Here is a 12,008-nt window from a genome sequence, read left to right as displayed (position 1 = left end):
GATTTTTACATGAAAATCGGCGTTATTATGGGCGGTACATCTTCAGAGCGGGATATTTCCCTGCTCACCGGACAGGAGATGATTGCGAATCTGGACAGAAGTAAATATGAGGTTGTACCAATTGAGCTGAATTCCAAAAGGGATCTGATCGAGAAATCTGCTGGAATCGATGCTGCCCTGCTCGCTCTCCATGGTAAATATGGAGAAGATGGTACCGTGCAGGGTACACTTGAATCCCTCGGTATTCCCTACACCGGATGCGGCGTACTCGCAAGCAGCGTGTGCATGGATAAAGACATGTCCAAACAGCTTATGCGGCAGGCGGGAGTACTCACTGGTGATTGGCTTCAAGTCAGCCGTATGCAGGATTTGTCATCGGCAGCGGTCCAACATTTGACGTACCCTGTTGTAGTGAAGCCAAATTCCGGTGGATCCAGCATTGGAACTCAGATTGTACATGAACCGTCTAACCTGTCTGCAGCGGTGGAGGCCGCTCTAGCCTGGGATGACAGTGTAATGATCGAGCAGTACATTGAGGGTGAAGAAATTACATGTGCCATAGTGGATGGCAAAATGCTGCCGGTGATCTCCATTCGTGCGAATGCTGCCTTTTTTGACTATACCGCCAAATATAATGATGACGGTGCAGATGAGCAGGTGGTGCAGCTGCCTTCTGAGCTGCACCAGCGTGTTGAAGCAGCTGCGCTAACTTGTTACCGCGTGCTCAAATGCAGCGTATATGCCCGGGTAGATATGCTGATACGCGAAGGCGTACCATACGTACTTGAGGTCAACACGCTGCCGGGGCTGACCCGGAACAGCCTGCTGCCCAAAAGTGCAGCTGCAGCCGGTATTTCTTTTGCCGAACTGCTCGATACGATCATCGATCTGTCTCTGAAGGAACGCGCAGGGGAGGTGTCCCGCGCATGAGTCTGGATGTGAATATCCGGCACAGCACGGATCAGGATCTGCAGGATATGGTGATCCTCATGGATCAGCTTGGATATCCTACAACCTTTGCAGAAATGCAGGAGAGATATACGCACATTGCTGCGGATGCCAACTTTACCACATTGGTGGCCGAGATACGCGGGCGCGTGGTGGGACTGATTGGGATGCAGACGTCTTATATGTACGAAAAGAACGGAAGACACTGCCGCATTATGGCATTGGTTGTTCACGAGCATCACCGCGGCTCCGGTATTGGCCGCCAGCTGCTTCTGGCTGCTGAGCAGTGGGCAGCTGCACATCAGGTGGACTCCATATCGCTGAACAGCGGCAACCGTGCCAATCGTGAAGCAGCGCATGAATTTTATCGGGAAATGGGCTATACCCCCGGCAGTACCGGTTTTAGCAAAAAAACAATGCTGCTGCAGCACAACTGAACGTCGGGATATTAAGCCGGCCTTCGAATGAAAAAAACAACAAAACATACCCTCCCAAGCTCTTGTTCAGCTTGAGAGGGCATGTTTACGTTATATTGCAAATAACACTGAGGAAGAAGGTGTTAACGTTGAAAGCCATGCACTGCTTCTTCATCACAGGCAGCACATGTTTTAGATGATTTCGATGACTTTGTTGAACAGATCCGTCTCATAATTTCCAATCAGACTCTGCTTGCTCTCAATACCCGCTCATGCCCTTCAATCCGCAGGAATTGCGCTCCACCAACCTCTTCTGAAATCAGCCGTTTGGTTTCGACATCTCATAGGCCTCCATGTATTTCTCAATGGGAACCCCGTTGATTTTCATTCCTGTCACCTGACAGCCTTCCAGCTCAACACCGGACAGATCACAATCTACAAAACGACTGCCCCCCAGATCACAATGTTTCCACTGCATCGGTATCTTGCCTGTTCCCAGATGTGTATCCTGAAATTGAACCCCGTCCAGCGCGCAGAATTCAAACTTGGTATTGGTTAAACGTAAATCCGCCAGCAGCATTTCTGTCATGTTCAGGTTCGTTAATTTACTTCCGCTCAGATTACAATCGGTAATGCGGCTGTTCTTCATTGTGCTGGAACTGTACCACATCGAGTCCAAATTGGCTTGAACATGTTCATGTTCTATCCCTGGGTTGTGCTGCCCGCTCCCGGCATCGGTCTTCTTCTCATAACCGTACTCCTCGTCAGAGGCATACATACGAACATAACCGAGCTTTTCGTAAAAATGATGATTACTCGTCTGCCGACCCGAGGTCTCCAGCCTCCAGTGCAGGATATGTGGGTACGCAGCCTCAATCTGTCTGATCACTTGTGAGCCTGCTCCGCGTCCCTGGCAGACAGGGTCGATATAGATTTTGTCCAGCCTTGCGATTTCCTGCCCAAGCACATTCACGCTTACCCCGCCAATGGCACAGCCATCCGCTTCTACCACATAATAGTCCCACTCACGAATGACATATTCATGCAAACGGACGGAGTTATAACCCGGAGGGCTTAAATTACTATCGAGGTCATCCTTTCCTTTGGTCCAGACGCGGATCACATGATCAAAAGCACGAGTGCAGATTTCTGTCAGCACAACGGCATCTTCGTGTTCCGCTCTACGCAGGTTTATCGATAATGGTTTGGATGTAATCCGCTCAGTGGTTTTCCCACCGGAATTGGTGCTGTAAAGTTCAAAATAATCATAGACCTCTCCATCAGACAACCGTCTCCGATTCGCATACTGGAAGCCTGTATGCTCAAGTACTCGACGAGAAGCAGGATTATACGTCTTCACAATGCCTACGATCCGAGTTAGCGACGTATGCTCGAATAGATACGCGGTTAATGTCCTCACTGCCTCTGTGGTATAACCTTTATTCCGATAATTACGTGAGATGGCATAAGCCACCTCACGGTCCGACGGATCAAGCATATCATTTGGAAATACACCGCACCAACCGATCAGCTGCCGGCTCTCCTGATGGATAACCGCAAGCATAATCCGCACATCCTGCGGGTCAAACTGCTCATAACTACTCACGACAAACTGCAAAAAGTCACTTAACTGCTCTTCTGTCATCTTCCAGTCCGGTAACAAGTCGGTAATTTCAGGTTGGCGGGTCAAGGCCGCCAGATCTTCCTGATCCTGAAGCGTAAAGGGGCGCAGCATAACTGCATTGGCATGAAGTCTAAACTGATGATTCATATGAACACCTCTTAGGGATTTATTGTGTGATGACACGACAAAAAGGAGCACCTCCAATAGAGGTGCTCCCGTATCGTTTCATCCTTTCAGAAGAAACGCCGAAGCTCCTCGTAATGGGTCAAAAAGGACAGACGTATCCCGTGTTGGTCTAACGGAATTTTTTACGCCGTGTTCTTTTCTACATCATTACGAGAAATCTGGCATTCTCTGAAAACCCCTTCCCATTAACGCATCATCTTCATGCTATAAATTACATATTACGGACGATCAATAAAGATCCAGCCTGTATCCGGCTCTTTTTCCACTTCGGCTCCAAGCGATTCGGCCATGAAGCGCAGCGGTACGTAGGTTTTGCCGTTTTTTCCGACGAAGGCTGATTCCACCATGGTTACTTCTTTCCCCGCGACTACTGCTTTCGGAGAACCTACAGTCAGCGCAATCTCATCTCCGGTAATATCGTCAATTACAACAATCTCATTGGAACCTTTGCTCCACTTCACTTCCGCATCCAGCTGCTCGGATAGATACCGAAGCGGCACGAAAGTTGTGTTTTTAACGGTAATTGCACCATACTCTTCGTCTTCCGGATAGAGGAAAATGCTTTTCGCTGTAATCTTCATCTCATTCTTCAGTAATTGATACATGAACGAATTGGGGTCAAAATTGCGAAGCACCTGACCCGGGGTAACTTCCCCTTCTGTCAGCTCCATTACACCGCGTGAAGTATCCACTTCATCTACTGTGACCGCACCACCTATATTCCAAAGCTCACTGTCTGAACGAAGGGTCACAGCACGCACCGGCAGATTTTCCGAAGCAGGCACAGCTACTTTGAGCGACATGTTTTGTTTGCGAATATTCAGCTTGCTGTCCATGAATAAGTCAAGATTCAGTTTGGTTTCCGGACCAAACACTGTTTTCAGCTCCGGCATCTCCTGAAGCAGGTTGTTCAGTTCCTGGTCATAGTTCTCCAACATGCTGTCCAAGCTTACTTGGATCATTCCATATATGGATTTAACTGCTTCTTCCTTCGATTGCGGAACGATAGAAGTCATTTCATCGTCTTCCATACCTTCCATACCTTCCATACCTTCCATACCTTCCAAGCCCATATAACTTTCGAATACAGGGTACAGAACATCATACAAGTCTCCAATTAACTGCTTGAGACCCTGCTCATCCTTCGCAATACTGGTCAGGAACGGCTTAACCATAGCGAGCAGCTCTTCACCGTTAATCTCCATGTGCAGCTTGTTAAGAGACAGGGTTTCACCGTTTACGGTTTCCTGAACAGGTGTGACGGATATGTTTTTCGGATTAGATAGATGTTTCATAACAAAAGTTAATACTTTTGGAGAAAGCTGCTTCATCTGTTTCTCCAGCTCTTTCGTATCCAGAGGCAGCAGCATCGTCTCTGCTCCCCCAAGTGTATCCAGAGAGATGTAAACCGGTTTCTGAGCTCCATCTACATCAATAGTCATCCCCGACTTGTCTACGGTCAGATGGAAAGGCAGTTTTGTTCCCTCCATGCTCAGTGATCCTTTGACCGATGCCGTTTCGGTGTCTTTCATTTTGGCATGATCGATATTCAGTGAAATCGAGTTGATTCGTTTAATCATTGCAAGATCTTCACTCGTTGCAAATTGACTATCCGGCTCTATGTTAATATGTATGGATTGTTTGGATTCACCGGATTTCAGGTTGGTGTTGTTGACCATGGCTTGACCGACATCGACTCCGCCTACAGCCTGACATCCTGTAAGAACAACCATAAGCAGAACAAGCGGCACTGCCATCCATTGGTAGAACTTTCGATTCTTGATTGGGATCTCCCCCTTAGCAAAATATGGTTCAATTCATATTATGAGGGCACAAGGAATCGTTGTAAACGGATACGTGAAAAAATAGGCCAAATAGGCCGGAACTCATCCGGCCCTCTGGTTCTTCTATCCTTCATATGTCATAACATGCGCGTGGAAACGTGCTGTTTCATGTAACATTTTCAGATTATTCCTGCTCCTGACCTTCCGCTTCCGCAGCCGCTTCATCCTTCGTTTCGTCTGCCGGCGTCACTGGTGTCTCGAATTGATCCGGTTCATCGTCCTGAATGGCTTTGTTCTCTTCATTCTGATTTTGTGTCATACTGCTCTCCCTCTCTTCGACGGAATATCATCAAGGCGATGCCTTGTGTGTATCAATAACCCGATGACGCATGAATCAAACATACCCAGCGGCAATTGTTCCGGGACTAAACAGCATTCCGTAGAGACTTTCACATGGCAGCTGTTTAGAAAACATAAAAAATAATGCTGTTCCCATTCTCGACGGTCACCTGAAACAAAGCCTGAACCAGATCCAGCGTCTGTACAATCTCCTGCAAGACCTCTTCTTCATCCCAGCCTTCCATCACGGGATATACCCCTTCGGCAAGCATACGCTGCAGGCTGAAACGTGCTCTTATATCATCAGGAGTCAGCTGTTCCAATGCCATATAAGCTTCCAGCACTTGTTTGTGGTCAAGCAGGAACAGATCCATATCCGAATAATTCCCCAGATACTGCTGGCTTGCAAGCGGCACGACATAACCCAGGGGAGGTTCCCCATCCAAAAGGCTGCCATTCAGCGTGAACTGCAGCATCTGCCACGTTTTATCAATATCGAGGTCAACCTGACAATCAAGCACGCTAACCTCACCTGATTGAATGGACTGCACCAACTCCTCGTCCACTACCACATACCTGCCCGACATCCCCATCGTTTCATCCCTCCCTGAACATTTCCTTCTATTGTTCCCCATTAACCGCGCATGTTACATCAGAATCGGGGTAAAAAGGAAAAGAACACCTGAAACGCTGCAGCATGTATTTTATGTGGAGGAAACGATTCTTTTCCAAGGAGGAAAACCCGATGAAAAAATTCGATTACAGTCTCAATTACGAGGAGCTGGATCTGCGCAAGCAGCCTGAATTATATACCGTTGGCCGGGGCGAGCAGGGTGTGCTCATGGTAGAGCCGTACAAAAGCGAAATCCTTCCCTACTGGCGCTTCAAAACACCTGAGATCGCAACAGAGTCATCAGAGAAAATCTATGAACTATTTTTGGAATATAAGAAAAAGGGTGATTTTGTTGGTATGGATATGGCCCGCAAGTTCTTACAGATGGGATACACCCGGGCGAGACGTTACACGAATCATAAGGGCGGGCGTAAATATTCCGAAGAGGATGGTTCGATCTTACCCTATCAGAATGATGAGGTGAAGGCTGAGGCTGCAGCCATATTTAAAGCCCAATGGGAAGTCGCAAAGAAGGATGAGGATTATATCCAGATGAAGAAACATCACCGTGAGAAGTATGAATCGGAAAGTGGCGAGGATGGAAAATGAAGATGGAGAATAAATAGGAAGAAGAAATGTTCCTCGTTTGGATATAACAATCCAGCCTTGAGCCGCACTAGAAACAGGCGTACAATATGAGCCATGCAGGAAAATACGTCACCACGGATATACAGCTTAGATGAATCGTTGAACTTGAAGGTGATCAGATGACAGTGTTTGTCATGAAATGGATCGGAATAACCGGAATTATCCTGAACACGTTATACGCGTCAGTAACGGGAGCAGCATTAGTGATTGGCCTTATCTTTTTTTGGATTGGGTTTGGGAATCAAACGCACAAACGAAGGCCTTCCCACCAACCAATCTGGGACAAAATCCAGATGATGGTTACAGGTACGATGGCTGTTGTGTTTATGCTTTTCCTGTTAAGTTCATGGAATGCGAACCTGTTAGTCAAGCAGATTTTCCCCGGAATGGTAGGCGGCCTGATCGCACCCTTCATCTTGACAGATCAACTGCCAGCGGCAGCGGCAGTCCACATCTTCTGGACTCTTGTCAGCTTATACTGGCTGCTTCCATATGTGTTTGATTTTAAGGGGATCAGCTGGAAATGGCAGACCATTGCTCTTGGTGCATGCGGCTGCAGCACAGCTTATGGTCTACTCTTAATGAATTCATAAATAACCGAAAGAGGAGCAGACCACGAGCGTATTTTCATATACGCACAGGCTGCTCCTCTTTCCCTGTTTATTTAATGAGCCGAACAATCATAATTTAGGCTTGCTCTGCTTCCCAGCGTGCAATCTCTTCACGAACCCTTGGCGCAACTTCTTTGCCGAGCAGTTCAATCGCGCGCATAACCTCGTTATGAGGCTGCGTGCCGAGCGGAGTATGAAGCATGAAGCGGGTGATGCCTACTTCTTTGCGCAGATAGATGATTTTCTCAGCGACCGTATCCACATCACCTACATACAGCGCACCTTCCAGGCTGCGTGCTGCATCAAATGTTTCACGCCCGTAATGTCCCCATCCACGTTCACGTCCCAGTTGGTTCATCACCGCTTGTGCAGGACGGAAAAATTTCTCCACGGCTTCATCCGTTGTATCGGCAATAAAGCCGTGAGAGTGGGAGGCTACCGTCAGCTTGGAAGCGTCATGTCCTGCATGTGCGGCAGCTTTTTTGTACAGCTCTACCAAAGGTGCAAATTGTTTTGGACGTCCCCCAATAATGGCAAGCACCAGCGGCAATCCGAGCAGACCTGCACGAACGACCGATTCCTGATTACCGCCACTGCCAATCCAGACCGGAAGCTTCTCCTGCACAGGGCGCGGGTAGATGCCCAGGTTGTTGAATGAAGGACGGTGTTTGCCGGACCAGGTTACTTTTTCCGACTCCGTCAGTTTCAAGAGCAGATCCAGTTTCTCATCAAATAACTCGTCATAATCATTCAGATCGTATCCGAATAATGGGAAGGACTCGATAAACGATCCGCGTCCAGCCATAATCTCTGCACGTCCATTTGAAATACCGTCCAATGTGGCGAAGTCTTGAAATACACGCACCGGATCATCCGATGACAACACGGTTACTGCACTGGTCAGGCGAATATTTTTCGTCTGTGAAGCCGCTGCCGCCAAAATGACTGCCGGAGATGAAGCTGCATAATCTGAACGATGATGCTCCCCTACGCCGTATACATCCAGACCTACCTGATCTGCCAAAACAATCTCTTCCACGACATCACGAATACGCTGTGCGTGGCTGATAACTTCTCCTGTATTTACATCCGGGTTTGTCTCCACAAATGTACTGATTCCGATCTCCATGGTTTGTTCCTCCCTGTGTATGAAGCGATCCGTCGTTCATCTAACCTATTGTAAGTAGATCACCTTTTGTTATTTATCTTTATATTGAACTATTTTGAACAAAAACACAAGTACCCCCTGTTTCCAGAGGGCACTTTCTTTATAGGATCTATGATGGCAGCAGTTTTCTCCCAATATACATCAGATGCGATGAAATGCCCAGAATGGAAGGATCTTCAGCCGCTTTAACCATGAATTCAAACAGCTTCTGTTCCTCGCCACGTTCCTTCCAATACTGCTCCTGTTCATCTGTAAGCACTGCTTTCAGGCTGGATGAACCGATCAGATTCACGGTCTCGAATCCATGCTGTTCCATAAACGGCACAACATCCTGCACATGAAAATAGTATGCTCCCGTGAATCGTCCCTGATCCTGATGATCGAACGTCCCTTTTTCGACAAAAGACCAAATCGCTTCCATACTGTCATTGGGCTTCCAATGCTGCGGTGATTGCAATGAATTGATGCTCATGCGCATCCGGCTTTGTACCGCCACAAATATAAGGCCCCCCGGTTTCGTTACCCGATAGAGTTCACGCATTGCTGCCGCCCGCTCTTCCTCGTGCTGCAGATGATACAGAGGCCCCAGCATAAGCGCTGCATCATATGTCTCATCCGTAATCCCGTTCAGACAAGTCGCATCCAGCACATGAAAACCGTCAAACTGCTGCATCAAGCCCATCTCATTTGCCTTCTGTTCAGCCAGTTCAACAGATGCAGGAGTCAGATCTGACAGCGTAACTTGATACCCCAATCTGGCAAGCTCCACTGCATACTTTCCTGGCCCTGCTCCATTGTCCAGCACAAGACCTGAGGCCGGGAGTGACTGCCGGATATAGTGCATGTTAATCAAGAACTCCAGTGGTTCTCTGTCCAATCTTCCCCACTCGTCAAATTTAGAATAATAGTCTACCACACGTGATCTTTCCATGATGCTGCACCTGCCTTTTCTCGGATTAAGGCCATATAGAAACCAAAAAACCTGCCGCCTCAGCTAAGAGGCGACAGGTTTGACCTTCGCGGTACCACTCTTCTTGATTCATGGACAGGAGAAGCATATAAACAATATACCAAGCTTTCCATCCATAATATCTCAGGACCTGATGACGGAGGTTACCCGTCAGAATCTACGTGAGTCAGTGCATCCTACCTGTCCCGGGATTTGATTCATTCGCTGAACCAATCCAAGACATGCATATAACTGCTCTTCAATCCTGCTGCTCACAGGTGAGTTGGGGAACAGGCTGGACTGTCTCGCACCCGATCGACAGTTCTCTGGGCCATGCCGTATACCTTAATACTCCTGATCATTGCATTCAGCTGTTCAATTTCTATCCAGTATAGTTCTTCTAAATATTTACTGTCAACTCATCATAATCTAAGAAATCTATAAGCTAGTTCTCACCTTGCTGCAGTGGTCTTTTCGGTCTTTTCTTACTTCTTCTTCTCTGCCGTCAATGGTACAGCAGCTTTACGTTCCGGCTCCTCCGTACTGTACATGTACGGATATACAACGGCTGTATCCGAGGTGTATTTCTCATACCGGTCGATGCCCTGATTGCTTCCATCGCCGGCGAACTGGGTTTTGGCCGGTACACCGTAACTTCGTTCTCCCTGCTGCAGCATATAGGTCTGATTGATCCCCCCGAAATGGGAATCATCACTATATCTTTCCACGTACAAATCTCCATCTTTAAGGTAATAAGTCCAATGGATTGTAAAACCGCCCAGGTTTGAATCCACAACCTGTGGTTTCTCACTAATCGCAGGTAGAGTGACCGGCTCGAATTCACCTTCAATATATTGAACTTGATGATTGGCATACAGGGTCATTGGTGTATCTGGATTGATTTTCAGACCCGGATTTACTTCGAATCGCAGTTCGGTTTCCTGCTTTGAACCCTCGGATGGCCATACTCCACCGTCCAGTTCAGTGCCATTCACATCCAGTTTGTAATTCAGATAAGGCAGTCGTGCAAACGATTCATCATGAGCCAGGATCACCCTGATTTGTGTTGGTGTAATAACAGCTTCCTTAACCATTGTTTCACCCGATTGCTGATCCAGAGGGAGATTCAGTACTCTTTTACTCGTACCGCTAAGCATCTCTGTTTTATCCAGCTGGATACCGATATCCAGCGATTGATCCATTTTGCCTTCTTCTCTGCTGTAAGCCAGTACATAAGAAGCTGCCTGCTGCTTCAATGTTTCAAGATTATAGAATTGTTCTGAAATATACTCACCGTTTGCTCCAGGCTTACCACTTATACCCGGTGCCGTCTCCTCCAGAATCTGCTTCTCCTGATTGTATATTTTTAAAGAAGGAAAGACATATTCACGGACCTCGGACTGGTCTAAACTCAAAGATGTTGACAGCATCACCTTATGGCCCTTCTCATGGAATACACTCACTGCAAGTTTACCCAAGCCGTCTTGGTTAATGTCGAACACCTGTGATTGCTGACGGGAGAGGTCCAGATTAATTTCTTTCTCTGCTGGCGCCAATACCTGGATTCCACCTGCTGTAAGTTTAACATTGGCTGTATTACCTGATGGTGTCCACTCTGTCTCAAAGTAACCTTTATAAAGGCCGTCGGTCTGATCAAGAACATGGTAGTACCTGCCCTCAATCAGTTTGCCGCTCTCATCCTGCAGACCGATGGAAGGGAATCTTACCGTATCGCCTTGGTACGTACCCGGGTTCAGGGTATACAAAATAACCGTGCGATTATCATCGGAAAAAGCTGTATCCAGCGTTAGTGTTACTCCTTGTACGGTCACAGACTTATCCAGTTTCTGTCCGAGTCCATTTTGAAGCGCGGTCTGGATACCACTCCGGTGATCCAGGAGATCAATCCAGTTATAATGAACTGCTGCATATACGGGGGTCGCCATAAGCACGGCTGCAGCTGTTCCGATCAGTGCAGTCTTTTTCCATCTCAAGCCCCGTGTTCCTTGGCCTCCCGCTGCTGCATGATGAAGTTCAGGACAGCGCTCCTGATCCTGTACGATCTGATCCCACATGGCATCAAAATCGGGATAGGGAATATCTTTATCCTTTTTCAGATGACGAGACAACTGATTTTCTGTATTTTTCATTGTACACTTCCCCTTTCTGCTGTTTTTTACCTGCCTGATCCCATTTCTTCCTCAGCATCCGAACTCCCTTATAAATTCTCGATTTCACCGTGCCCAGCGGAACTCCTAAAATCTCTGAAATTTCAGCTAGACTTAATTCATTCATATAACGCAGTAGAATGGCTGAGCGCATCTTCTCGGGCAGTTCCTGAACCCATTGTTCCCACAGCGCCGATTCCTCTACCTGTTCAATCCGTGTATCCACCGGATCGACCGTCTGCTGCGGCGTAAGCAAAAACTGCTTTTTTTCCCGCTGCTTGAATGTACGTTCTCTTTTCAAATAATTAAGACAGTGATTCACCGTAATTTTCATCAGCCATGTTTTCTTGTACTCGACGTTCTGCCAATCCTGACGGAATACCGTAATAAATACATCGTGACAGACATCTTCCGCATCCTGAGCATGATGGAGCATGTAGTAACATGTCCGGTACACATCCTTGCTGTACATTTCGAACAATTCCTTCTCGCTCAAACGTTCCCCCTCCTTTCTCTGCTTCAGCCTTTTCAAATCTATAGACAAAGCCGGTGCT

The 12,008-nt window shown here is 47.4% G+C and carries 12 protein-coding genes; 4 read left to right on the top strand and 8 right to left on the bottom strand.

From position 1 onward, the window contains the following. The first annotated feature begins 9 nt into the window (after window positions 1-9). The gene (locus tag ABXS70_RS27100) at window positions 10-930 is read left to right on the top strand and encodes a D-alanine--D-alanine ligase (protein ID WP_366292333.1); all 921 of its coding nucleotides are present in this window, start codon (window positions 10-12) and stop codon (window positions 928-930) included. After that, a complete protein-coding gene (locus ABXS70_RS27095; protein ID WP_366292330.1) occupies window positions 927-1,385 on the top strand; it encodes a GNAT family N-acetyltransferase in 459 nt (152 codons plus the stop codon). Before ABXS70_RS27100 ends, ABXS70_RS27095 begins: the two co-directional genes overlap by 4 nt. A gap of 298 nt (window positions 1,386-1,683) precedes the next feature. Here ABXS70_RS27095 and ABXS70_RS27090 read toward each other — a convergent pair whose 3' ends face one another. The 4 genes from ABXS70_RS27090 to ABXS70_RS27075 form a co-directional block, all read right to left on the bottom strand. After that, window positions 1,684-3,135, bottom strand: a complete 1,452-nt coding sequence (locus ABXS70_RS27090) for a GNAT family N-acetyltransferase (RefSeq protein ID WP_366292327.1) — start codon at window positions 3,133-3,135, stop codon at window positions 1,684-1,686. Between the two features lie 257 nt (window positions 3,136-3,392). Then, on the bottom strand, window positions 3,393-4,931 hold the full coding sequence (locus ABXS70_RS27085; protein WP_366292324.1) for a copper amine oxidase N-terminal domain-containing protein: 1,539 nt from the start codon (window positions 4,929-4,931) through the stop codon (window positions 3,393-3,395). A gap of 211 nt (window positions 4,932-5,142) precedes the next feature. Next, a complete protein-coding gene (locus ABXS70_RS27080) occupies window positions 5,143-5,277 on the bottom strand; it encodes a hypothetical protein (protein WP_342553416.1) in 135 nt (44 codons plus the stop codon). Between the two features lie 145 nt (window positions 5,278-5,422). After that, complete coding sequence (locus ABXS70_RS27075; protein ID WP_366292321.1) at window positions 5,423-5,890, bottom strand: DUF1877 family protein; 468 nt, start codon at window positions 5,888-5,890, stop codon at window positions 5,423-5,425. A gap of 152 nt (window positions 5,891-6,042) precedes the next feature. Between ABXS70_RS27075 and ABXS70_RS27070 the strand changes: the two genes are divergently transcribed. After that, a complete protein-coding gene (locus tag ABXS70_RS27070; protein WP_366292318.1) occupies window positions 6,043-6,519 on the top strand; it encodes a DUF4385 domain-containing protein in 477 nt (158 codons plus the stop codon). A 158-nt stretch (window positions 6,520-6,677) separates the two neighbouring features. Further along, window positions 6,678-7,151: a hypothetical protein gene (locus tag ABXS70_RS27065; protein ID WP_366292315.1), complete on the top strand. Its 474-nt coding sequence runs from the start codon at window positions 6,678-6,680 to the stop codon at window positions 7,149-7,151. 94 nt (window positions 7,152-7,245) lie between these two features. Here the strand turns inward: ABXS70_RS27065 and ABXS70_RS27060 are convergent, their stop codons facing one another. From ABXS70_RS27060 to ABXS70_RS27045, 4 genes are all read right to left on the bottom strand, one after another. Then, window positions 7,246-8,298, bottom strand: coding sequence for an LLM class flavin-dependent oxidoreductase (locus ABXS70_RS27060; protein ID WP_342553420.1), 1,053 nt, complete (start codon window positions 8,296-8,298; stop codon window positions 7,246-7,248). A gap of 148 nt (window positions 8,299-8,446) precedes the next feature. Next, window positions 8,447-9,268 (bottom strand): class I SAM-dependent methyltransferase, encoded by an 822-nt coding sequence (locus tag ABXS70_RS27055; RefSeq protein ID WP_366292312.1) that lies wholly within the window; start codon window positions 9,266-9,268, stop codon window positions 8,447-8,449. Between the two features lie 503 nt (window positions 9,269-9,771). Further along, on the bottom strand, window positions 9,772-11,436 hold the full coding sequence (locus ABXS70_RS27050) for a DUF4179 domain-containing protein (protein WP_366292309.1): 1,665 nt from the start codon (window positions 11,434-11,436) through the stop codon (window positions 9,772-9,774). Beyond that, a complete protein-coding gene (locus tag ABXS70_RS27045) occupies window positions 11,390-11,950 on the bottom strand; it encodes an RNA polymerase sigma factor (protein WP_366292306.1) in 561 nt (186 codons plus the stop codon). The genes ABXS70_RS27050 and ABXS70_RS27045 overlap by 47 nt, the downstream gene beginning before the upstream one ends. Window positions 11,951-12,008 lie beyond the last annotated feature (58 nt).

Origin of the sequence: Paenibacillus sp. AN1007 (genome assembly GCF_040702995.1) — a bacterium.
GTDB lineage: Bacteria > Bacillota > Bacilli > Paenibacillales > Paenibacillaceae > Paenibacillus.
The sequence above is the reverse complement of the archived record's forward strand: the minus strand, read 5'-3'. Positions and strand labels throughout refer to the sequence as shown.